At 63.9% G+C, this 22,078-nt stretch carries 19 protein-coding genes and 1 tRNA gene; 9 read left to right on the top strand and 11 right to left on the bottom strand.

Annotated features, from left to right (window positions below):
- Window positions 1–102: 102 nt before the first annotated feature.
- The 9 genes from AC3WOB_RS01965 to AC3WOB_RS01925 all read right to left on the bottom strand — a co-directional run bounded on the left by AC3WOB_RS01965 (window position 103) and on the right by AC3WOB_RS01925 (window position 12,447).
- Entirely contained in the window at window positions 103–4,392 is a 4,290-nt protein-coding gene (locus AC3WOB_RS01965; protein ID WP_492274004.1) for a hypothetical protein, read from the bottom strand.
- 229 nt (window positions 4,393–4,621) lie between these two features.
- The gene (locus tag AC3WOB_RS01960) at window positions 4,622–4,924 is read right to left on the bottom strand and encodes a pentapeptide repeat-containing protein (protein WP_492274003.1); all 303 of its coding nucleotides are present in this window, start codon (window positions 4,922–4,924) and stop codon (window positions 4,622–4,624) included.
- Between the two features lie 640 nt (window positions 4,925–5,564).
- Complete coding sequence (locus tag AC3WOB_RS01955; protein ID WP_492274002.1) at window positions 5,565–5,924, bottom strand: hypothetical protein; 360 nt, start codon at window positions 5,922–5,924, stop codon at window positions 5,565–5,567.
- A 456-nt stretch (window positions 5,925–6,380) separates the two neighbouring features.
- Window positions 6,381–6,974 carry a recombinase family protein gene (locus AC3WOB_RS01950; RefSeq protein ID WP_492274001.1) on the bottom strand — a complete coding sequence of 198 codons (594 nt, stop codon included), beginning with the start codon at window positions 6,972–6,974 and terminating at the stop codon, window positions 6,381–6,383.
- A gap of 334 nt (window positions 6,975–7,308) precedes the next feature.
- The gene (locus AC3WOB_RS01945; RefSeq protein ID WP_492274000.1) at window positions 7,309–7,872 is read right to left on the bottom strand and encodes a hypothetical protein; all 564 of its coding nucleotides are present in this window, start codon (window positions 7,870–7,872) and stop codon (window positions 7,309–7,311) included.
- Window positions 7,873–8,141: 269 nt separating this feature from the next.
- Window positions 8,142–9,830: a DUF6538 domain-containing protein gene (locus AC3WOB_RS01940; protein ID WP_492273999.1), complete on the bottom strand. Its 1,689-nt coding sequence runs from the start codon at window positions 9,828–9,830 to the stop codon at window positions 8,142–8,144.
- Window positions 9,831–9,921: 91 nt separating this feature from the next.
- Window positions 9,922–9,998: transfer RNA gene (locus AC3WOB_RS01935), tRNA-Pro, on the bottom strand.
- A 117-nt stretch (window positions 9,999–10,115) separates the two neighbouring features.
- Window positions 10,116–11,081 carry an octaprenyl diphosphate synthase gene (ispB, locus tag AC3WOB_RS01930; protein ID WP_041654444.1) on the bottom strand — a complete coding sequence of 322 codons (966 nt, stop codon included), beginning with the start codon at window positions 11,079–11,081 and terminating at the stop codon, window positions 10,116–10,118.
- Window positions 11,082–11,277: 196 nt separating this feature from the next.
- Entirely contained in the window at window positions 11,278–12,447 is a 1,170-nt protein-coding gene (locus tag AC3WOB_RS01925; RefSeq protein ID WP_492273998.1) for a fumarylacetoacetate hydrolase family protein, read from the bottom strand.
- A gap of 103 nt (window positions 12,448–12,550) precedes the next feature.
- Between AC3WOB_RS01925 and AC3WOB_RS01920 the strand changes: the two genes are divergently transcribed.
- The 5 genes from AC3WOB_RS01920 (at window position 12,551) to proB (ending at window position 16,746) form a co-directional block, all read left to right on the top strand.
- Entirely contained in the window at window positions 12,551–13,309 is a 759-nt protein-coding gene (locus AC3WOB_RS01920) for an IclR family transcriptional regulator (protein WP_492273997.1), read from the top strand.
- A gap of 310 nt (window positions 13,310–13,619) precedes the next feature.
- A complete protein-coding gene (gene rplU / locus AC3WOB_RS01915; protein ID WP_006216228.1) occupies window positions 13,620–13,931 on the top strand; it encodes a 50S ribosomal protein L21 in 312 nt (103 codons plus the stop codon).
- A gap of 34 nt (window positions 13,932–13,965) precedes the next feature.
- Window positions 13,966–14,226 carry a 50S ribosomal protein L27 gene (rpmA, locus tag AC3WOB_RS01910; protein ID WP_006216229.1) on the top strand — a complete coding sequence of 87 codons (261 nt, stop codon included), beginning with the start codon at window positions 13,966–13,968 and terminating at the stop codon, window positions 14,224–14,226.
- Window positions 14,227–14,415: 189 nt separating this feature from the next.
- A complete protein-coding gene (obgE, locus tag AC3WOB_RS01905) occupies window positions 14,416–15,552 on the top strand; it encodes a GTPase ObgE (RefSeq protein WP_013396642.1) in 1,137 nt (378 codons plus the stop codon).
- 57 nt (window positions 15,553–15,609) lie between these two features.
- Complete coding sequence (proB, locus tag AC3WOB_RS01900; protein WP_013396643.1) at window positions 15,610–16,746, top strand: glutamate 5-kinase; 1,137 nt, start codon at window positions 15,610–15,612, stop codon at window positions 16,744–16,746.
- 4 nt (window positions 16,747–16,750) lie between these two features.
- On the opposite strand, the gene AC3WOB_RS01895 is transcribed toward proB, so the two are convergent.
- Window positions 16,751–17,425, bottom strand: coding sequence for a response regulator transcription factor (locus tag AC3WOB_RS01895; RefSeq protein ID WP_013396644.1), 675 nt, complete (start codon window positions 17,423–17,425; stop codon window positions 16,751–16,753).
- A gap of 79 nt (window positions 17,426–17,504) precedes the next feature.
- On the opposite strand from AC3WOB_RS01895, the gene AC3WOB_RS01890 reads away from it, so the two are divergent.
- The 3 genes from AC3WOB_RS01890 (at window position 17,505) to nadS (ending at window position 18,743) form a co-directional block, all read left to right on the top strand.
- Window positions 17,505–17,957, top strand: coding sequence for a helix-turn-helix domain-containing protein (locus AC3WOB_RS01890; RefSeq protein WP_013396645.1), 453 nt, complete (start codon window positions 17,505–17,507; stop codon window positions 17,955–17,957).
- Window positions 17,958–18,139: 182 nt separating this feature from the next.
- Window positions 18,140–18,451: a type II toxin-antitoxin system RelE/ParE family toxin gene (locus AC3WOB_RS01885; protein WP_492273996.1), complete on the top strand. Its 312-nt coding sequence runs from the start codon at window positions 18,140–18,142 to the stop codon at window positions 18,449–18,451.
- Between the two features lies 1 nt (window position 18,452).
- Window positions 18,453–18,743: a NadS family protein gene (gene nadS, locus AC3WOB_RS01880; protein WP_492273995.1), complete on the top strand. Its 291-nt coding sequence runs from the start codon at window positions 18,453–18,455 to the stop codon at window positions 18,741–18,743.
- Window positions 18,744–18,852: 109 nt separating this feature from the next.
- On the opposite strand, the gene AC3WOB_RS01875 is transcribed toward nadS, so the two are convergent.
- Window positions 18,853–19,413 carry a SecDF P1 head subdomain-containing protein gene (locus tag AC3WOB_RS01875; RefSeq protein ID WP_013396648.1) on the bottom strand — a complete coding sequence of 187 codons (561 nt, stop codon included), beginning with the start codon at window positions 19,411–19,413 and terminating at the stop codon, window positions 18,853–18,855.
- Between the two features lie 370 nt (window positions 19,414–19,783).
- On the opposite strand from AC3WOB_RS01875, the gene thiC reads away from it, so the two are divergent.
- Window positions 19,784–21,697: a phosphomethylpyrimidine synthase ThiC gene (thiC, locus tag AC3WOB_RS01870; protein ID WP_492273994.1), complete on the top strand. Its 1,914-nt coding sequence runs from the start codon at window positions 19,784–19,786 to the stop codon at window positions 21,695–21,697.
- Window positions 21,698–22,078: the final 381 nt, after the last annotated feature.

Here is a 22,078-nt window from a genome sequence, read left to right as displayed (position 1 = left end):
TTCCTCAATCCTTGGATTTGCCGGACCCAAGCTGGGCCTAGCAGTTCTTGAGCCCATCGACGGCAGCATTCGCTGTATGAGACTACTGCCGCCATCGCCGCCCTAGTTGGTTAGTGTCATGCCGAGTCCATGCAGGAGATCGACGGGTTGTCGCGCTGGAATCAGCGTCTTCAGTTGGCGACCGGCTTTGCTCCAGTCCCCCGCTGCCGCGTTGGCAGAAGCGCTGGACACCGTGTCGAGGACCCCGTAGCCAGGGCCTAGCAGGTTCACCAGCCAGTTCGAGTTGTTGCTGTACTTGGACCCCGCGCCCTTGAGCGACGGGAAGGCCGTGGTCAGCCCCGCATCGACGTAGCTGCTCATGTAGCCAAGCATCCCGCTGCGCATCACGACGTCCTTGATGTGTTCGCCACTGCCGCGCTCGGGCAGGGATGCAGTGGTCCCCTGGAGGTCACTGCGCCCCTTGGCGCGGATGTAGGCAATCTCGGTCGTGATGACGCCTGCGGCCAGCATTAGGCTCATGGCTTGGTAAGCCTTCAGGTCGGTCGGCGTGAGGGCCATGCGTTGCGCATTGACCCGCATGAAGTTGCTGAAGAACTGGAGACCGTAGGACTGGAACTGGAGAAACAGCTTGCCGTACCACTTGTCCATCAGCAGGGGCATGTGCCCCATGCCTTTGGCGTAGCTGGCGCGGTTCTGCGTCTTCTCCAGGACCACCGACAGCAGGTCGGCCATCTCACGCCCCTCGGGATTGCCAGAGGCGATCCACTTGTGGGTGTTCGGCTTAACCAGGCCGCCGTGATCCTTGACGATCTCGGAGTGCATGGAGAACTGGCGACCCATGGCGCGGGCTTCCTGCTCCCCGATGCCCAGGGTCAGCAGGTCCAGCCTGACCTTCTCGGGCAGCACAGAGTCCCAGGACCCCTTGGCCGCGTGGACCTTCTGGGTCCACTCCGCGATGTTCGACAGCTGCACCAGACCGGCGCTTCGACGCGCCATGTCGGACCAGCCTTTCAGCAGGGTCACGGTGGCGATCTTGTCGGCGGCTAGGTGCGTTGCGCGGTCGAACGCGGCGGTGGTCTTCTTCACCAGCCCGGTGCCGATCCCAGCGATGTCGCCAGGGCCGCCACCGTAGGCCCGATCACTCAGGCCCATGTGGATGGAGTTCTCGAAGGTCCCGAGAATCTTGGCGAGTTCCTTGAACCCCGGGTCTCCCTTCTCGGCTTGCTTCAGGATGTACCGGATGTCTCGGCCCATCGTGGCGATGGTCTTGCCGAGGCCCAGAGCGCCGCCACGAGCCGCGACGGCCGAGGTGGCTACCTCACCCACAAAGCCTTGCACAAAGCCTCCCACGTAGCGCAGGAGGCCAATGCGGCCAATGGTGTCGGCAAGCCACAGCAGACCGTTTCGATCCGTGTTCTCGTAGGCGATGCCCCGGATGCGGTCGAATCCCTGGGCCACGTCCTTCTCCGCTTTCTGGAGGGAATGGTTCAGGCGCTCGACCCACTTGGTGTCGCCAGCTGCGCGGGCCTTCTCGATCTGGGCGTGGTACTCGTCGCGGATGCCCTTCATGATGTCCACGTTGCCCTGGCCGTCGAACGCCTTATGGATGGCGATCTCGGCCCCCATGTCCTTCGAGTAGCGCTGGAGGCCATAGATCGGGTCGCTGTGAAGCAGGCCCTGGTCCATGAGTTCCTTGAACTCGTCGGGACGCCACTTGATCGTCCGCTCACGCAGGCGACCCGTGATTGGGTCTGCGTCCAGCAGAAGACCGCCAGGACGGCGGGAGTCGGCCCCGGACATCCGGTCGAGCCAGTCGTCCACCTCATGAGAGAGCGGGCTGCGCTTCTCGGCCCGAGTGCGGGCGCGGATGGCGCGGCGCAGTTCCTTGGCGGACTGGGCCAGTTCGACCTTGCCCAGCTTGTTGGCGGTGCGAGCTTCGCGGTAGATGCCGCTGGCCTCGCGCCACTTGGCGACCGCACGCTCGTATGCTTCGGCCATGGCGTCCAGGCGCTCCCGTTGGGACAGGAGCGTGGAGCGCAGACCAGGAGCATTCAGGGCGGCGTCCTCGTTGGTGATGAGGCGACGGACTTCCTTGTCCACTGCGGCCTGCCAATCGCGGGCGTTACCCATTCGGGCAGCGGTAGCGTTGAACTCGGCCTTGGCGGTCTTGAGGACTTCCTGCGCCTCACGGCGCATCTCGAATGCTTCACGAAGCTCTGCGCTGGCGCGGGCGACGTCTTGCGGCATCGTCGGACCAGCATCACCCTTCTGCATCTTGAGGGCGTCCACGGTTTCCTGGACTTCATCCACCAGCTGGTAAGCCTCGCGCACCTGTTTGGTGTTGCGGTCCAGCTTGAAGCCGTCCGCCTCCAGCTGGGCACGGAGGTCAGCCGACAGGGCGTCGGGGTCCTCGATCTTGCGGAGGATCGCGTGGACCTTCGCTTCGGCCTTCTCAGCGGCGCTGGTGGCAGAGGCCAGGGAGCGGCCATGCCAGTTCGCCTCGGAGTTGCGGACCTCAGCCCGCATCATCTTGAGCGATGCGTTCTTCAGGTCGCGCTTGGCTTCGGAGAGGCCCGAGGCCAAGTCAGCGAACTCTTCGGTGGCTTTCAACTGAGCCTGCTGGGCACTCATCACACGCTGGTGTGCTTCCTCCATGCGGAGGTCTTCCAGCGTCCCACGGTAGTGGGTCAGGATATCGTCCTGCATCCCGTGGTCTTGAGCGTCCACGATCTGTTGCCAGGATGAGTAGGTAGGGCCAGCGGCTTCAGTTTCCCCGGCGGGGACTTTGGCGTTGGGGTCTTTGATGTAGCCGTGTTCGATCAGGAACTCTTCGGACGGGTTGTCGGCCCGGTTGCGCATGAGCAAGGCACGGGCGACCCCGCGCTTCTCAGCGATTGCCTGGGTGTTGTAGATCACCGGCATCCCGTAGTTCTCCTTGCGCATCTCGGGAGTCGCCAGCCCGATGCGCTCGGCCTCGGCCCACATGGAGTCCAGGTGATCGCCATAGGCTTTGCTGGAGGCTTTCACCTTGCCCAGCACCATGGCGGCCTGCTCCTGGTGGAGTCCCAGGTCGGTCAGGGTCTTCAGCGCCTCGGCGTCCACGTTGGTGTTGCCAGTGACGATGGCGGCCCGCTGGTTGCGCAGCAGGTCGATGTAGACCTCCCGCGTCAGCTTGCGTGGGTCCCAGAGACCTTGGGTGATCTGGTCAGCCGCGCCGCCCAGCTTGGAACTGGCCCAGCCGTTCACCTCGACCATCGCCTCCCGCATGTGGGTGTCGATGTCGCGGACGGTGGCCTCACCCATGTGCTGGTAGTGGCGCAGCCATGCCTCGGCTTCGACACCGTGGGCTTGGCCGCGCATGTTGCGCTTGGTCGCCAGCCCGCCCAGGTCGAACAGCTTGACGATGGCTTCCTGAGCATTGCCCATGTAGCCGTTCAGGCGTCCGATGGGCGTAGGGGCACTCAGGGCCGCATCGACCAGCTGGGCGGACTTGGAGTCGCCCACGGCGATGGAGAAGTCATCGTGGCGCACAGCGGCGGCACCGATGGAGCCACCCGTCGCGGAGTCAACCGTGGAGCGGGCGTCCCCCTCGGGGTAGGGTTGGCCGACCCGTTGCTCGAAGGTGTCCATTGCGGGAGCGCCTGCGTTCAGGGGATTGTCCGGGGAGCCAGGGTGGAACTTCTTGGAGATCAGGCCCGCAGCGGCGCCCAGGCCGGCGCCAATGAAGATGCCGCCGCCAATGGACATGATGGCCTCTTCCTTGGTGCGCGTGGGGTCCAGGTTTTGCAGGACGGCCTCGGAGGCCCCGGCGTCCAGGACGCCGATGGACGCGCCTTGAGCAAGACGAGCGGCGATGGTGCCCCCGGCCATAGCAGGCATGAGAGTCCCGAAGCTCAGAAGGGTCGGAATATCCAGCATTGACGCCATGAAGTTTGCTACGCCCGAGGCGTTGTGACTTGCGGCGGTACGCCGGTCTGCGAGGTTCATGGAGATAAGGGATTGTTGTCGCTCCCACTCTGACTCTGAGCGGACGTGATCGAACTGGCCGTTGTAGACCGCCCGCTTGATCTCTTCTGGCAAGGTGTCCTTGATCGCCGCGTAATGCTGGAACGGGTTGAAGTTCTGGCGGGTCGGATCATGCGGATCAGCGTCGTCCAAGCCAGCATGGCGGATCAACTGGCCCACGCTGGTATTGAACATCCACGTGGCCTTGAAAGCATCAACCCAATCGGGGTCGTCTAGGTGGGCCACGGATTCGTCGGGCTTCCAGCCATCATTGATGGGTGGCGACGACGGCCGCGCTGGGAGCATGGTGTTCTCCAGACGGGCCGTGTCGTTTACAGGAGTGTCGAGAGGGGAAGCCGAGGCTTCGGGTTGATTCGAGATGTCCATGGGAGTCCGTTGATTGCTGAAAGCCTTGTGCGGCCTCGCAGTCGTTTAGTGGGGGTGGGGAGGCTGCGATACGCACAGACGTGCTGACTACGCGACGGGCGGCGGTCGCGTGGTTGTGTGATCTTGGGAAAAGTGGACGGCTAAGCGGCCCGGATGTCGCTAGGGGCGGGAATGGGATGAGGACAGCGATGTGGGGCAATCGGCGTAGCGAATACCCCGCGCTTTCGCGCTACACCCGTGCGTCCATCCAGGCGCAGTCACGAAGTGTGGCCCCGCGCAGGTCCGCGCCCGTCAGGTCCGCTCCCGTCAGGTCGCAAGAGGTCAGCATCAGGCCTTGAAGCTGAAGACCTTGGAGCGAAGCCCCAGACAAGTCCCGGTGCTTCAGATGAGTCCCACGTTGCGCGATGAGTTCCAGGGCGCACCCGAGGGCGTCTTCTTTTTCAAAAACCGGGAGAGGCAGACGCACCTTGAGAGGCGGCACGCCTTGAAGCTTGGAGGGGATGAAGGCGAAGGAAATCTGAGTTGCGGTCATGCGGCGGGGCTCCCGTACAGGTTAAGCCCGCGCCCCGATGATGTAGGGGTGGGCGGGCAGAAAGCAGGGTTGGCGAACCGGCGTCCAAGGGAACCGGCATACCCGAAGGTATCCCCGCAATCGCCCGCCCAAAGAGGGTGCGCAAGTGCGAACGGACGTAAAAATACCGCCGGGAGGCGGTCATCCGCCTTGGAACATTCTGGTCGCCAAACCAGTTCGCAGTTGTCTATGCGAAGGCTGCATGATGCCTCGAACCTAGGCGAAGCGCAAGCGAGTGGTTGGCCCTTCCTAAGTATCTATAGAGTCTTATAGGTCTCAGCCTTCAACTCTCTGTAGATTTAATAGAGCTACCTTGCTCGCCCGGAAATCCAGCGGGAGTATGGCCGCCCGGCAGGCGGTTTGGTGTACATAGCGCCTGCGATTCCAAATGCTCTTTGCCCTACGGCATGAGGACTGGAGACCATCGGGGCGACTCGTGTCTCGGTTGAAGTAGTGAAGCGGGTGAACGTCCCGGCAGGCCGGGCAGTACTTCGTAGGCGGCGGGCAAGCGGGGGCCTCCCGAGATTCAGGATGTGTCATAGGTCGTGGGGAAACGGGAAGAGGTGCGCCTTGCCGAACGGCTTAGCGGATGGGTGTGCTTCTACTTGCGCTCGGCGGCATGCTTGCTGCGCATGGCGGCGAGGATTGCGGCGTAATCGGTGGCGGTCGGGCGGTCCTGGGTTTCCGAAGTTTCGCCGCGATTGCTAGGCGTGCTTTGACCGTTCAGGCGGCGGTGGCGGGCCTCGGCCTGTCGTGCCTTGATAAGTAGCTTGATTCCATCAGGTCGGGGACCGTAGACGCGCAGCATGCGGCGGCGAGTAAGCGCCCTAGCCTCCTTCGATGCCCTGGTTGCGTCCGCCCGCTGGCGTAACAGGGCCTTTCCCGCCTCAGTCATGAAGTAGCCAGCGGTCCTGGTATTCGCTCTGATGCGGGCTCGGCGCTCGCGCTCCTTGCGGTTCACGGTGTCGCGGTTCTCCTTGCGCCATCGCTTGCGCCTCTCGGCAAGGCAATGGGTGCAAGCTCGCGTGTAGTAGCTAGGTGCCCACGGATACGCGCGGTAGTTGCGGTGGAAGTGGTAGGGGTCCAGGGGCAGGACAGCACGGCAGACATTGCAAGCCCGGTGAGTCGCCTGGATGTCCGGATGTGGCCTGATGGTCCGGGGATCAAAGAGGGTTTGGTCTTGGGGTGTCATGGGGACGTAGGTGTGCCAGGAGGCGCTGGAGGTGTGGGGAAAGGGATAAGGAGGCTTGGGAGGCGCGTAGCTCTCCATGGACCTTTAATGGGCGCTGTGGCCCATTGAGTCTGAATGAACCACTAGGCCAGATCGGCGTGCAGGGGTACTTGCGCCGTCTGCTCCGGCGCGAGTCTCAGCGCCTCCACGAAAGTCTGGGGATCGCAGCATTGCGGGATGCCCGGGTCAGAATTTGGAGGCCGCGCAAGCTCGTTTGACCGTAGCGACACTGGCCTTGAAGTGTTGCGCAGTGGCGGTCAGCGATGCTCCGTGTTCCTTGCGCCACGCTGCTATCTCGGCGGGGTCATGCTTAGCGGGGCGACCTCCGAGGCTCGCTTTGCCGTGGTGAGTCTTGCCGGTCGCGGCGAAGGCTTCCCGGGCGATCCGCTTACCGTCGCTGGTGCGCTCGTTAATCCGCGCCCTTTCCATGTCGGCAACTTGGGCCAGCAGCGCTACAACAAGCGCCCCGGTTGGCCCCGGAGCAATCTCGCCTATACCGTGAACGTACAGGCGCACTCCGCGCCCAAGGAGGTCCCGGACAGTCGTTTGCACGTCGATGGAGTCCCGTCCAAGACGGTCGAGGGCGTAGACGTGCAATAGGTCCCCCTCCCGCACGAAGTCCAACATAGCGGCAGCCTGCGGGCGGGCGCTCATCAGTGTCTTGCCGCTCACGCCGAGGTCGATGAACTCCCGCGCCATCGTCACTTCTTGGAAGGGGCGGCGCTGAGTGTCGATGGTTTGGCCTTGCGTGCTGACGCGGTAGTAGGCGAGGTTGCTCATAGTGGCGGCTCATATGGCTCAATAGATAGCCAAAATTATGAGCCGGATCAAATCATAGTGTCAAATGATTTTGATCCTACTGAATTACAGCGCCGATTAAGATGGCTCATTACTTACAAGTATTGGACCGTCCTCCGGGATATGGTGCCGCGATAGCCGCATCGCTTTAGGAACCACTCTGAATCACTCTGTTCTGACCCAAAAAGGGGAACCCATGGAGCGGCGATCTCCTGGTCACCCTATGTCGATTTAATTCTGACCCAAAAAAGCTGGCGGGAATCGGCGGCCGCACTGAGCCATCCCGCGCATAGGGGGCGCAGAGAAGCCCGGCAACTCACATTTCGATGCCCAGCAATTCGAGGTACGCCGCCCTTATCCTTTCTTGCATCTCGGGACTGGCATCAGCCACCCTACGTCGCCCAAACTCCCGCACAGCAGGTATTAGCGCGTCATCGCTGCGCAGTGTGATGCACGCCGCAAAAGACAAGGTGGTAATGTCAGCCGCCACCGAATCATTCAAGCCCTGAAGTTCCTCCCGCTGCGCCGACAACGCATCGCGCATTGCCGCCCCAAGGCGATCCATGTCTTGGCCCATTTGTCGACTGTATGTGGCAAGTTCCGCGACACTCTTACTAACCCCTCGTGCGACCTGCCGCTCCGTTGCCGCCGCTGCGTCCATATCTTTGATGAATCCCTGCAACATCCGTACGGTGTCACGTAGGTGTTCCAGTTCATGCTGCCGGCCCATATCGGCCTTTTCCAGCGCATCTACCCTGGACGCCAAGGCGGCGCACTCCGTCTCCACGTCAGATGGCGATACGCCCGTTCCTTGGACTGACGGGTCGCGCTTGTCGCGTTGGATTTCTTTCGGTGCGGACGATATAAATAGGCGGATCACTGTGAACTCCTGGGGTTACTCAGGTGCAGGTAGTAGGTCGGACTCTACCTCAGAGGCCAAGAGCTCCGCGCTCGCCAAGACTCCCTGCGCCTCCCACCGATTCCCCATAGGGGCGGCGGTGCCTGGAACGACCCAGTGCGTCAAGGACCGCGCCCTCTGTCTGGCAGCAGCAAACGCCCTTGCGGCCAGGGGCGTCCCCCACGGGGGGATTTCCCCACGCGGCGGCTCGAAGACTGGTCACGCATTTTTGGGACAAAATTCAAGCCGCGCTAAGGGCGCCACACCCTCGGCAGACTCAAGCCGAAGTCCAGCCGCTCCACGGCCTCAGCGACCGCAGGAAGCCGCGCATTCGTATAGACCGTGCGCCCGCTGCTGCCAGTCGCGGCGTGCCCCGTGAGCGCATCCGCCACACCCTGCCCCACGCCCAACTCATCTAGCGCAGTGCGGACCAAATGGCGGAATTTGTGCGAGCCTTCCAGCCTTCCTGACGGCAACCCGACGAGCGCCCGAAACGCGGCAAACCATTTGGTCGCATTGCTGGCGGGAGCTTCCTTGCCACGATGGAGACTGGGGAATAACTTGACGGCCCCCGCCCTCTTCAAGCCCGCGTGATAGTCCAGCAGGCCCAGCCGAACAAGGTCGCTGTGAATTGGAACCCATCGCGCCGATTCGTCGGTCTTAACGGTCCCGGCGCGTCCGTGGATTTCGTAGGCCCATATGCCGTCTCGGTTCTGCACGTCGGCCACTTCTAGCTGGGCCAACTCGCCAATCCGAGCCCCAGAGTAAAGCAGCATCGCCAAGATGAAGTATCCGGCCGATGCGTGGGTTGCTCGAAGCGTGGGGAACTGCGCCGGGCCTCCGAGAAACAAAGCCGAACCGAAGATTGTTTGCAATTCTGCCCCCGTCCACGCTTCGCGCTTCTCGGCATTCTTAACCTCGAAGGACAGGTCAAAGGGCTTCGAGGGCAACTTGCCGACTTTGACCGCCACATTCACAAGCGCATTGATTGCGGCAGTCTGCTTGGCGGCGGTACTGTCGCCAAACTTCCGAGCCTCGCTATCCAACAGGAAGGTCAGAAAGCGCCCACCGACGCCGCGATCTAGCTGTGCCAACGGCAGGATACCCACCGCCTCTTCAAACAGCTTCAGGGCGCGTTCCACGCGTTGAATCGCGTTGGGCTTCGCGCGGCTCAGGGCTTTCCATTCGGGAACGATATCCCGCAGATTAAGGCCGGAGGTCTCGGGAGGCGCGGCGACTACAGGCGCGACAGGCGGCACAGGAGTAGCAATGAGTTCGCCGTCACCCCGAGACGCGGCGCTTGTCCACGCCCTCGCAAGCTCGCGCAAGATTCCCAGCAACGCGATACGGCCCCCAGGCTGCGACCAATCCACGCGGACCCCGATTCCCAACAGTATCGGGTCGGCAATACGTTGCGCAGCGCCCAAGTAACCTCGTGCTGCATCGCGAGCGAGGCTGCGAGCAATCTGGCCCTGCACGCCCTGCAAAGCACCTGCCTGAAATTTGTCCAAGAAGTCGGCAGCGGGGTCCATCTGGCCCAAGAACCTCAACGGGGCCAGGAAGGCTTCCGCCGCATGCGGTTCAGTTCGCAGAGCATCGTCGGTTGCCAAAACCTGCCGAACGGCCGAGGCATTCACGAAAGCAACTAGCTCGGGAGTGATCGGAACGAGGGGCGGAGCAATCTTGGCCTGCTTGAGCGCCAAGCGGTCCGCGAATTCCTGACGAACCTCGGCGATCTTCGCGTGCGCCAGCACAATGGCAACGGCGCGGTCACTGGTGCCGAGCGACCCACGATATGCGTCCGTAGCGGGCCTGCCACTACGCGTCGGTGGATAGGTGTCGCGGATGTTGTCGGGGATGCCGATGCGCAGGTGCCAAACGCCGCCGCGCATCTTCAGGCCAGGAGGTAGCTTAGACATTGTGTGCTTTGTCATCTTCATAATTGACACACCGCCTTGCCGCAGTCCCAACAAAAAAGACCCTGTAGCCATTGGGCTAAAGGGTCTTCCTTCGGGAATGACCATCAAAAGATGGTCGGGGCGAGAGGATTCGAACCTCCGACTCCTGCGTCCCGAACGCAGTACTCTACCAGGCTGAGCTACGCCCCGAGTCTTACTACCTTACTGCTGATCTCGTTGCGCTCAGTGCAACCAAACCATTTTCGCTTTGACAGAACCGCTACGTTTCAGACTGCTGGGTTACCCCAGATTTTTCGCCTAATTCGCTTAGCGATCTCTATTCACCGCGAAAGCGCAGAATTCTAACAGAGAATTTAGAAAAGGGGAAATGGGGTAGCCAGAAAGTGCCTGGCGAGCCAGATCGGCCTCGGCCACGGCGGCCTGGCGGGCGTGCTCCAGGGCGTCGGTGGCCTGGATGGCGGCGGCCACGGCGGCGAAGTCGGCGTCGCCGGTCTTGATGGCGTCGCGGATCAATTGCTGCTGTTCCGGGGTGCCCACTTCCATCACGCGGATCAGCGGCAGCGTGGGCTTGCCCTCGCGCAGGTCGTCGCCCACGTTCTTGCCCAGGGCGGCGGCGTCGCCGCTGTAGTCCAGCACGTCGTCCACCAATTGGAAGGCGGTGCCCACGTGGCGGCCATAGGCGGCCGCAGCGGCTTCCTGTTCGGGAGTGGCGCCCGCCAGCACGGCGCCCACCTGGGCGGCTGCCTCGAACAGCTTGGCGGTCTTGTAGCGCACGACTTGCAGATAGCGTTCCTGGGAGACGTCCGGGTCGTGCACGTTCAGCAGCTGCAGCACCTCGCCCTCGGCGATCACCGTGGTGGCTTCGGACAGGATGCTCATGACGCGCATGGAGTTCGCTTCCACCATCATCTCGAAGGAGCGCGAATACAGGTAATCGCCCACCAGCACGCTGGCGGCGTTGCCGAAGACCGCGTTGGCGGTGTCGCGGCCGCGGCGCAGGTCGGATTCGTCGACCACGTCGTCGTGCAGCAGGGTGGCGGTATGGATGAACTCAACCACGGCGGCCAGCAACTGGTGGTGCGTGCCCTCGTAGCCCAGCGCGCGCGCCACCATCAGCACCATGGCCGGCCGCATGCGCTTGCCGCCCGCTCCAATGATGTAGTCGCCGATCGTGCGGATCAGGACCACTTCGGAATTCAGCCGCTCGCGGATGACCGCGTCGACGGCTTTCATATCGTCTGCAATGGGGGCAACAAGCTCGGGGAGATTCAAGACGTATCCGGGAGAGTGAAACGAGCCGTGGCGCGGACGCGTGCCGGCTCTTACCGCTGGGCCCGCCGCAGAGGGCGGGGGATTCGACCAAGGATTATACGGGGAGTGACGGACGTGAGCCGTCACCCTGGCAGAATCGCCGACGGGGACGGCGCCCGGCGCGCCCTCCCCCTGCCCGGCGCCATCTTGCAGCGGATCAGGCCTCTTGCCGCAGCAGGCCGCGGGCTGCCAGATTGGCGTAGAGCGCGCGCGCCCCGAAGGTCCAGGGTTCGATCTCGGTGGCCAGCCGCACTTCGTTGACCAGCGCCCCCAGGCGTTCGGAGGCGATCACGACGCGGTCGCCCAGCTTGTGGGTAAAGCCGGTGCCTGGACCCATGCGATCCTGGGTGGGCGAGAACATGGTGCCCAGGAACAGCATGAAACCGTCTGGATACTGGTGATGCCGGCCGCAAGCCTGACGCACCAGATCCAGCGGGTCGCGGCTGATCTCGCGCATGTGGCTGACGCCGTCCAGCTCGAAGCCGTCCAGGCCCTCGATGCGCAGGGAGACGTCGGCCTGGCGCACGCTGTCCAGGGTGTAGCCGCCGTCGAACAGGCGGATGAAGGGTCCGATGGCGCAGGAACCGTTGTTGTCCTTGGCCTTGGTCAGCAGCAAGGCGCTGCGGCCTTCGATGTCGCGCAGGTTGACGTCGTTGCCCAGCGTGGCGCCGACGACTTCGCCGCGGCTGTCCACCGCCAGCACGATCTCGGGTTCGGGATTGTTCCAGCGGGATTCGGGCAGTACGCCGATCCGCGCGCCCGTGCCCACCGACGCCATGGGCGGCGCCTTGGAGAAGACCTCGGCGTCCGGGCCTATGCCGACCTCCAGGTACTGCGACCACTGGCCCCGCTCGGTCAGTTCGGCCTTCAGTTTGGCCGCTTCCGGCGAGCCCGGACGCAGGCGGGACAGATCGGAGCCGATCAGGGCCTGCATGCGGACGCGGATTTCCTCGGCGCGGCTGGCGTCGCCGCCCGCTTCTTCCTCGATCATCCGTTCCAGCAGGCTGATGGCGAAGGTGACGCCCGCCGCCTTGACGGGTTGCAGGTCGCAGGGCGCCAACAGGCGCAGTCCGTCCTGGCCCGCCAGGCTGGCGGCCATCAGGGTCCGCACGTCGCCCAGCGACTCGCCGGTGGCGCTGGCCGCCAACGCCACGCGGTCGGGGCGGTCCAGCAGGTCCGCCATGGTGGGCGTGACCCCCGTGATGTCGATCACCTCGCCCTGGCGGACCGCCACCACACTGGGGCCATTCACCGACCCTGGCCGCCACACCCGCCCCACCAGCAACGCCTGCTCCAGGTCGGCAGGCAGCGCCTTTGCTTGATCCATGAGTCTCCCTCGCCTTGCTCGAATGATGTGCGGGGCAGTCTAGGAGAGTTCGATTATCATGTCCAACATCCTGAATTTATGTCCAATATATTGGACAACCAACATGGCTTCCGAGTACGACGTCCCCGCTATCCGCCGCACCCACGACATCCTGCGGGTGCTCGCCAGCCGCCGCGCGCCGGTCAAGGCATCGGAACTGGCCGAATCCTGCCAGCTCGCCCGCAGCACGCTGTACTTGCTGCTGGATTGCCTGGAGCAACGCCGCTGGATCGAGCGCCGTGAAGGCGGCTACGTCATCGGCATCGAACTGATGGCGCTGGGCTACGCCTATCTGCGCCAGGATGGATTGCAAGCGGCATTCCAGGCCGCCGCTGGTGTCTTCGTGGCGCGGCACAACGAAGTGGTGCAGCTGGCGACGCTGGACGGATTCGATGTGGTCTATCTGGCTCGCGAGGACGCGCGCCGCCCGGTGCGGCTGGTGTCGGACCTGGGCCTGCGACTGCCCGCGCACGCCTGCGCGCTGGGCAAGGCTTTGCTCGCCAGCCTGCCGCCGCAAGAGCTGGCCGCCTGCGTGCCTGCGGTGTTGCCGCGTGTCACCGAGCGCAGCCTCGCCACCCGCGCCGCGCTCGACCAGGAGCTGGAACAGGTGCGTGGCACCGGACTGGCGCAGGACCTGGAGGAAGTGGCGACCGGCCTGGTCTGCTTTGCCGCCTACGTGGGCATGACGCCGCTGGGCAAGCGGGTGGCCGTGAGCACCTCCATCCCCACCGACCGGCTGGACGACGCGCACCGCCGTGACGTGATCGACGGAATCCGGCTGGTGGCGCGCGACATCGCCCTGCGGGTGATCCCCGGCACTTGAAGCGCGCACGCCACACCTAAGCCCTTAGCCTGCAACAGCTTTTTGACTTTCCGAAAGTCCCGGGCTAATATTCCGGATTCGGTCAGCAATGCCCGAATTACGTCGGTTGCATTTGCGTCACCCCTCTGGGTGCAGAGGTAGGCTTCAGACCCGGTCCAATCCGGTTTTGGATCTTCCTTAAGCATCAAGGCCTTTTTTCTTTCCGCCAGACTCTGGCGCCAGATGAAAAAAGTGTCCCGCCAGAGCGGCAGTCCCGCCCAGCAGGGCAGGCAGCGCGGATGAACCCATTTACCTATTTAAGGAACACCCCATGTACGCGGTCGTAAAAACCGGTGGCAAGCAGTATCGCGTTGCCGCTGGCGAAAAACTCAAGATAGAACAGATACCGGCAGACATTGGGCAAGAAATCACCCTGGACCAAGTGTTGTCCGTGGGCGAAGGCGACCAGCTGAAAGTTGGCACGCCCCTCGTCTCCGGCGCCGTGGTCAAGGCAACGGTTCTTGCGCAAGGCCGCCACGACAAGGTCAAGATCTTCAAGATGCGCCGTCGCAAGCACTATCAGAAGCGTCAGGGCCACCGTCAGAACTACACCGAAATCCGCATCGAAGCCATCACGGCTTAAGAAGCGACTCGGTACCACTTAGCAGGAGCTAAACATGGCACAGAAAAAGGGCGGCGGCTCTACGCGGAACGGACGCGACTCAGAATCGAAGCGTCTGGGCGTCAAGGCATTCGGCGGCGAATTGATTCCCGCTGGTTCGATCATCGTGCGTCAGCGCGGCACGCGCTTCCACGCTGGCGTGAACGTCGGCATGGGCAAGGATCACACCCTGTTCGCGCTGATCGACGGCAAGGTTCAATTCGGCTTCAAGGGCGCGTTGAACAAGCAGACCGTTTCGATCGTCGCTGCCGAGTAATCGGACAAGCACGGTCAGCAACGCGGTTCGCCGCGTTTCAGAACGGCAAAAGCCCTGTCGCATGCGGCAGGGCTTTTTTGTTTTAAGCTTTTTCGTTTTAGGGCAGCAGCCGGACGGTTCCGGCCCCTGCCTCCTGGCGGCGCCCGATGACGGCTCCCCGCCCCACTACCTACTACACGCGCGGACATCATGAAATTCGTAGACGAAGCCACCATCGAAGTCGTCGCCGGCAAAGGCGGCAATGGCGTGGCGAGCTTTCGCCGCGAAAAATTCATTCCCCGAGGCGGCCCGGACGGCGGCGACGGTGGACGCGGCGGTACCATCTTCGCGGTGGCCGATCGCAACATCAACACGCTGATCGACTACCGCTACGCGCGTCTGCACCGCGCCAAGAACGGCGAAAACGGCCGCGGCTCGGACCAGTACGGCGCGGCCGCTCCCGACATCACGCTGCGCGTGCCGGTGGGCACCATCATCCATGACGCCGAAACCGGCGAAGTCCTGTTCGACCTGAACCAGCACGAACAAAAAGTCGTGCTGGCCGCTGGCGGCCAGGGCGGCATGGGCAACATCCATTTCAAGTCCAGCGTAAACCGCGCACCGCGCCAGTGGACGCCCGGCAAGGAAGGCGAGCACCGCTACCTGCGCATGGAATTGAAGGTACTGGCGGACGTGGGCCTGCTGGGCCTGCCAAACGCCGGCAAGTCCACGCTGATCACCCGCATTTCCAATGCGAAGCCGAAGATCGCGGACTACCCCTTCACCACGCTGCACCCCAACCTGGGCGTGGTGCGCACCTCGCCGTCGCGCAGCTTCGTCGTGGCCGACATTCCCGGCCTGATTGAAGGCGCCTCCGAAGGCGCCGGCCTGGGCCACCTGTTCCTGCGCCACCTGGCGCGTACCCGCGTGCTGCTGCACCTGGTTGATGTGTCCACCCCGGATCCCGATGCGGATCCGGTCGAGCAAGCCGTGGTGGACGCGCGCGCCATCGTCGAGGAACTGCGCCGCTACGATCCGGAACTGGCCGCCAAGCCGCGCTGGCTGGTGCTGAACAAGCTGGACATGGTGCCCGATCCCGAGGACACCAAGCGCCGCTTCCTTGAACTGTACGACTGGAAGGGCCCGGTGTTCGGCATTTCCGGCCTGTCGGGCGAAGGCACGCAAGACCTGATCTACGCGCTGCAGGACTACCTGGACGCCGAGCGCGAAAAGGAATACCTGTCGCAAGATCAGGCCGAAGCCGACTATGTCGCGCCGGACCCGCGCTTCGACGACAAGCGCTCGACTGCCGACCAGCGGCCCGCGCCGCGCGGCGACGACGAATAAGCCATAATCGCAGTCCTTACGATTACGCCTTTTTTATCGCCGCAGCCGGCCGCCATCATGTCTGCTGAAACACCCGCCGTTTCCGTCGTCACCAACGCCCAGCGCCTCGTCGCCAAAGTCGGCTCGTCGCTGGTCACCAATGAAGGCCGCGGCCTGGACCGCGCCGCCGTGGCGCACTGGGCCGCGCAGATCGCCGCCCTGCACAAGCAGGGCAAGCAGATCGTGCTGGTCTCCAGCGGCGCCATCGCGGAAGGCATGGCGCGCCTGGGCTGGCGTAAACGTCCCTCGGTCATGCACGAACTGCAGGCCGCCGCGGCCGTGGGCCAGATGGGCCTGTGCCAGGCCTATGAGGCGGCTTTCGCCGAGTACGGCCTGCGCACCGCCCAGATCCTGCTGACCCACGAAGACCTGGCCGACCGCCACCGCTACCTGAACGCGCGCAGCACGCTGTTCGCGCTGCTGCGCCTGGGCGTGGTGCCGATCGTGAACGAAAACGACACGGTGGTCACCGACGAAATCCGGCTGGGCGACAACGACACCCTGGGCGCGCTGGTCACCAATTTGATCGAAGCCGACACGCTGATCATCCTGACGGACCAGCGCGGCCTGTATGACTCCGACCCGCGCAAGAATCCCGAGGCCAAGTTCATGTCGCACGCCCAGGCCGGCGACCCGGCGCTGGAAGCCATGGCTGGCGGCGCCGGCAGCGGCATCGGCACCGGTGGCATGCTGACCAAGGTGCTGGCGGCCAAGCGCGCGGCGCATAGCGGCGCGCATACCGTGATCGCGTCGGGCCACGAACGCAACGTGCTCACGCGCCTGGCCCAGGGCGAGTGCATCGGCAGCGAATTGCGCGCCGTGCTACCTGTGTGGTCCGCGCGCAAGCAATGGCTGGCCGACCACCTGCGCCTGCGCGGACGCGTGGTGCTGGACGACGGCGCCGTGCAGGCGCTACTGCGCGAGGGCAAGAGCCTGCTGCCCATCGGCGTGACCGAGGTAGACGGCGAGTTCGGCCGCGGCGATGTGGTCGCCTGCGTGGATGGCCAAGGCCGCGAATGCGCCCGGGGCCTGATCAATTACTCATCGGCCGATACCCGCCGCATCCTGCGCCAGCCTTCGTCGCAGATTGCGCGCATCCTGGGCAGCATGACCGAACCCGAGCTCATGCACCGAGACAACCTGGTAGTACTCTGAAGCCCTACCCTCTCGCGGCGCCCTCGGGCAGCAGGATGTAGCCCCATCCGCGCACCGCGAGCACGGGCAGGTCGATATTGAGACGGCGCGCCTTGCTGCGCAGCCGCGACAACAGCACATCCACCCGCCGCGCCCCATCCAGGGATTTGCGCGTGCCGGCGGGAAAGAAGCATTCCCGGCGCAGGCAGTAGCCCGGCGCGTTCAATAAGCGGACAAAAAAAGCGCGCTCCGTTACCGTCAACGGCAGGTACTCGCCAGCAGGCCCGGCCAGCGCGCCAGCGTGCGGGTCGAGCCGCCAAGGCAGGGCAACGGCCGGCGCGCGCCGGTGCAGATTGCGCAGCAGGGCATCCCATTCCAGCACGTCCCTGTCTGCGGACATACAGACGTCCGCGCCCGCATCCAGCGCGGCGATGCGGTCGGACGCGCTGGCCGCCGCAGCATGCCACAGCACCGCCGCGGCTGGCGCCGCACGGCGCAACATGGCGATGAGAGCCGGCACGCCCTTGATACCTCCCAAAAGTACCAGGGCATCAGCCGCCTGGGCCTGCAAGTGTTCCAATACCCCGGCGGACGTATCGAAGACCCGGGCCTGCCAACGCAACAGACGCAAGGCCTCGGCGAAATCCTCGCCCGCCGTTTCGTCGAGCCGTACGACGAAGACGCTGCCTCGTTGCTCCATGCGCTCACCTTTGATAAATATCACTTAAGTAATATTTATAACCACCAAAGCGCGTGACCAGCAAGCTTCAATCGCCGGTGTGAAAACATTCTCAGACCGACTGAAGCATGCGCGCCTGCTGCGTGGCCACACGCAGAAGGATCTCGCCCGTCTGGCGCGCATTTCGCAAAGTGCCATCGGCAGCTACGAAAGCGACTTGCGGCATTCAAGCCGTTCGGCCCGCAAGCTGGCGCAAGTCCTGAAGATCGAGGTCGAATGGCTGGAAACCGGCAAAGGCCCCATGGAACTCCCCGTGGAAGGCTACGACCTCAGCAACACCCTGCCCGCACCTGGCGTGGCCGAACCCGCGCCGCGCCCCGGCGGCCGACCGCGCCCGATGGCGCCCTGGCCCTTCCCGAATATTTCGCCTTCGCAGTTCGAATCGCTCACGGCTGACGACCGTCTGATCCTCGAATCGATCACGCAGGCCTACATCGAAAAAACCATCCTGCTCCGCCGCGGAGCGAAGACGCGCGGCCGCAAGCCGGGTTGATCGCAGGCCATCTTTCCTGGCCCCTCCCGAGCACGCTTTCGCCACGCGCATGCCAGTGACAGAAATCGCGCGCTAGCCACCCAATCTCCCGGTAAAGCACGTACATTCGTCGGCGCCTCTCCGCGCCGCCGCTGGCGGTCCCCCGTGCTGTTTCACCTACGCCATTGGCGTACAATGCGATCATGGTTTTCATCGAAACCAGCGTCTTTACCAGGCAAGTCACATCCCTGCTCCCAGATGATGGCTATCGAGAATTGCAGCAAATGCTGCTGGAGGATCCAGCATGCGGCAATGTGATTCCTGGTGGAGGCGGAATTCGGAAGATGCGCTACGCTCGGCCGGGCATAGGCAAAAGCGGCGGGCTACGGGTGATCTATTACTGGCTCACCGATGACGACCAGATTCTGATGCTGCTGGCCTACCCCAAGAGCGTACGGGACAACTTGAGCCCGGCGGAAATCGCTGAACTGCGAGCGCTGGTAAAGGATCTGTGAAATGGACAAGCAGTTGTTCGCCGATTTGAAGGCAAGCCTCAAAGAGGCCGCAGCGATACGCAAGGGCGAAACACGCCCCTCGCGGGCATCCAAGCTTGATCCTTTGGATGTAAAGCAGGTGCGCGAACAGACCAAGCTGTCTCAGGCCGAATTTGCGGCGGCATTGCAGGTCAGCGTTCGCACTTTGCAAAACTGGGAGCAGAGACGCCGAGTGCCTACCGGACCCGCCGCCGCGCTGCTGAAAGTCGTGGCCAACGCGCCTGAGATCGCAATACGCGCCTTGCATCGTTAGACGCATGGGGCCGTGCGAGACGCTGCCCCCCTCCATCGCCCTCCCGCGCGCTTCGCGCGTGTCCGTAAAAAAGCCCGGCACAGGCCGGGCTTTTTTTCGCTTGCTTCGCTCAGGGCTTGGCAGCGGGCGCCGGGGCGGCGCCGCCAGCCGGCGGCGTGGCAGCGTCGCCGCGGATCTTGGCGGCGATTTCGGAGGCGGCCTGGGCCGAGGCCACGCCGAAGGCGAGGACGCCGCGGTTCAGCGGTTCGCCGATGAGCGGGGCGGCGACCAGTTCCTGGTCGATCACGAGCGCCAGCATGTTGCCGACGTTCTTGGTGCTGACGTCATTGAGCTTGCGGGCGCCGGCTTCCGAGAAGCGCAGGCCGACGAAGTTCTGACCTTGGCGGTCGACCAGCGCGGCGGCGTCGGTGAGGTCGGCGCGCGTCAGGACAGGGACGGACTGCATGTAAAGCTTGCCGTCGGGCAGCGCGATTTCGCGCATGCCGGCGCCGGGCTGCTTCTGCGCCAGATAAAAGTCCACGGAGGCCGCGGCGGCGGGCTTGGTCGTCTCTTGGCCAGCTTGCGGCGTGGCGGTGTCGCCAGACGTCTTAGTCGGGGCGGTCTTGCAACCCGCTAGCGCCAACGTCACGACTACCAGGGCGGGCGCCAATTTGCGTAGGGTCAGTTGCATGCTCGATTCCTTCTTAAGTGGACTAAGACCAGGCCACTTCTCCATGGCCGGTAATGGGAAAAGTGTACCGAACCTGAATGACAGTGTCGCCCCAGTCTGAATCCAATTGTAAAGCGGTAATACCAGCTTCGGCCTGCACCGGTCTTCGCGGCGCAGCAGCCGCGCGATTCGTCGGAACGCGCGCCAGCCTCTATACTTCGGTTTCGCGCAGGGGTACTCGTCCCGCCTACAGGGCAGGACGTGTTGAGAGAGTCCCTTCGTACCAGTACGGATAATGCCGATGCTGGGAGCCGTATTCCCGCCATGCGTCTTTGCGCGCGTGGCGGGAGTTCCTTCCCGATCGGCTCCAACCACTCGCTTGGAGCTTTCCATGAACGCCAATCCCAAATTCCTGGCCGCTACCGCCGAAGTCGACGCGGCGGCCGTCGCACCGCTGCCCAAATCCCGCCGCGTGTATGAAGTGGGCTCGCGCCCCGACATCCGCGTGCCGTTCCGCGAAATCGAACAGGACGACACGCCGACGATGTTCGGCGGCGAGAAGAACCCGCCCCTGACCGTCTATGACTGCAGCGGCCCCTACACCGACCCGAAAGCCAAGATCGACATCCGCCGCGGCCTGCCCGAACTGCGCCGCGGCTGGATCGAAGAGCGCGGCGATACGGAAGTGCTGTCCGGCCCCACCAGCGACTACGGCAAGGAACGCCTGACCGATCCCAAGCTGACGGCCATGCGCTTCGACCTCCAACGTCCGCCGCGCCGCGCCAAGTCCGGCGCCAACGTCTCGCAGATGCACTACGCCCGCCGCGGCATCATCACGCCGGAAATGGAATACGTGGCGATCCGCGAAAGCCTGCGCCGCGAGCACTATCTGCAGACGCTGCGCGACAGCGGCCCCGATGGCGAAAAGATGGTCAAGCGCCTGCTGCGCCAGCACCCGGGGCAATCGTTCGGCGCCGCCATTCCCGCCGCCATCACGCCCGAGTTCGTGCGCGACGAGATCGCGCGCGGCCGCGCCATCATTCCGGCCAACATCAACCACCCGGAAGTGGAGCCGATGGCCATCGGCCGCAATTTCCTGGTGAAGATCAACGCCAACATCGGCAACTCGGCAGTCAGCTCTGGCATCGGTGAAGAAGTGGAAAAGATGACGTGGGCGATCCGCTGGGGCGGCGACACGGTCATGGACTTGTCCACCGGCAAGCACATCCACGAAACGCGCGAATGGATCATCCGCAACTCGCCCGTGCCGATCGGCACCGTGCCGATCTATCAGGCGCTGGAGAAGGTCGACGGCAAGGCCGAGGACCTGACCTGGGAGATCTTCCGCGACACGCTGATCGAGCAGGCCGAACAAGGCGTGGACTACTTCACCATCCACGCGGGCGTGCGCCTGCCGTTCATCCCGATGACGGCCGACCGCATGACCGGCATCGTCTCGCGCGGCGGTTCGATCATGGCGAAATGGTGTCTGGCGCATCATAAGGAAAGCTTCCTGTACGAGCGCTTCGAGGAAATCTGCGAAATCATGAAGGCCTACGACGTCAGCTTCTCGCTGGGCGACGGCCTGCGCCCGGGTTCTGGCTACGACGCCAACGACGAGGCGCAATTCGCCGAGCTGAAGACGCTGGGCGAGCTGACGCAGGTGGCGTGGAAGCATGACGTGCAGGTCATGATCGAAGGCCCGGGCCACGTGCCGATGCAGATGATCAAGGAGAACATGGAGCTGCAACTGGAACACTGCCACGAGGCGCCGTTCTATACGCTGGGGCCCCTGACCACCGACATCGCCCCGGGCTACGACCACATCACCTCCGGCATCGGTGCGGCGCTGATCGGCTGGTACGGCACGGCAATGCTCTGTTATGTGACGCCGAAGGAACACCTGGGCCTGCCGAACAAGAAGGACGTGAAGGACGGCATCATCACGTACAAGATCGCAGCCCACGCGGCGGACCTGGCCAAGGGCCACCCGGGCGCGGCGATCCGCGACAACGCGCTGTCCAAGGCGCGCTTCGAGTTCCGTTGGGACGACCAGTTCAACCTGGGGCTGGACCCAGACACCGCGAAGGAATTCCACGACGAAACGCTGCCCAAGGATTCGATGAAGGTGGCGCACTTCTGCTCGATGTGCGGACCGCATTTCTGCTCGATGAAGATCACCCAGGACGTGCGGGATTATGCGGCGGCTCAGGGGGTTAGCGAGAAGGATGCGTTGCAGAAGGGGATGGAGGAGAAGTCGATTGAGTTCGTTAAGAAAGGGGCCGAGGTTTATCATCGGCAGTGATGTTCTTGGGGCGTCTGTTTTGAGTTCTTGAGACGCACGGCGCGGCAGCGGCTTGCCGGGTGCGGGGCAACGATTGCGGTCCGGAGCGTTCGCTCCGGACTGCCCCGTCGTCATCCTCGTCCTCGCCTTCGGCGACTCCTTCGGATTCCCTCGGGCTTATCGACGCCCCGCACCCGGCAAGCCGCTGCCGCGCCGTGCTCTGTTTGTTGAATCTTCACGGACGCCGGGTCGGGCAGTGTGCTTGGCGTTTTCGCCACCGGTGGGGGTGGGCGAGGATCTTGCGGGGCCCGCCCCCGGCCGGCCGCGCGGGCGGCCTTTGGGGGCTTACGCGGTGTCTGGCGTCAGGTAATGACGCTGCGCGCTGATGATGATCGCGTCGAA

The organism is Achromobacter sp. FW305-C-30-7 (assembly GCF_058783105.1).
Note: the sequence above shows the minus strand (reverse complement) of the source record. Positions and strands in the feature narration are given on the sequence as shown.

Excerpts from the sequence above, each read along its gene's own strand:
- AC3WOB_RS01965 (WP_492274004.1), bottom strand. The coding sequence starts at position 4,392 with ATGGACATCTCGAATCAACCCGAAGCCTCGGCTTCCCCTCTCGACACT.
- AC3WOB_RS01895 (WP_013396644.1), bottom strand. The coding sequence starts at position 17,425 with ATGGAGCAACGAGGCAGCGTCTTCGTCGTACGGCTCGACGAAACGGCG.
- AC3WOB_RS01885 (WP_492273996.1), top strand. The coding sequence starts at position 18,140 with ATGGTTTTCATCGAAACCAGCGTCTTTACCAGGCAAGTCACATCCCTG.
- AC3WOB_RS01925 (WP_492273998.1), bottom strand. The coding sequence starts at position 12,447 with ATGGATCAAGCAAAGGCGCTGCCTGCCGACCTGGAGCAGGCGTTGCTG.
- AC3WOB_RS01950 (WP_492274001.1), bottom strand. The coding sequence starts at position 6,974 with ATGAGCAACCTCGCCTACTACCGCGTCAGCACGCAAGGCCAAACCATC.
- AC3WOB_RS01875 (WP_013396648.1), bottom strand. The coding sequence starts at position 19,413 with ATGCAACTGACCCTACGCAAATTGGCGCCCGCCCTGGTAGTCGTGACG.
- AC3WOB_RS01960 (WP_492274003.1), bottom strand. The coding sequence starts at position 4,924 with ATGACCGCAACTCAGATTTCCTTCGCCTTCATCCCCTCCAAGCTTCAA.
- nadS (WP_492273995.1), top strand. The coding sequence starts at position 18,453 with ATGGACAAGCAGTTGTTCGCCGATTTGAAGGCAAGCCTCAAAGAGGCC.
- AC3WOB_RS01940 (WP_492273999.1), bottom strand. The coding sequence starts at position 9,830 with ATGAAGATGACAAAGCACACAATGTCTAAGCTACCTCCTGGCCTGAAG.
- obgE (WP_013396642.1), top strand. The coding sequence starts at position 14,416 with ATGAAATTCGTAGACGAAGCCACCATCGAAGTCGTCGCCGGCAAAGGC.
- proB (WP_013396643.1), top strand. The coding sequence starts at position 15,610 with ATGTCTGCTGAAACACCCGCCGTTTCCGTCGTCACCAACGCCCAGCGC.
- rplU (WP_006216228.1), top strand. The coding sequence starts at position 13,620 with ATGTACGCGGTCGTAAAAACCGGTGGCAAGCAGTATCGCGTTGCCGCT.
- thiC (WP_492273994.1), top strand. The coding sequence starts at position 19,784 with ATGAACGCCAATCCCAAATTCCTGGCCGCTACCGCCGAAGTCGACGCG.
- rpmA (WP_006216229.1), top strand. The coding sequence starts at position 13,966 with ATGGCACAGAAAAAGGGCGGCGGCTCTACGCGGAACGGACGCGACTCA.
- AC3WOB_RS01920 (WP_492273997.1), top strand. The coding sequence starts at position 12,551 with ATGGCTTCCGAGTACGACGTCCCCGCTATCCGCCGCACCCACGACATC.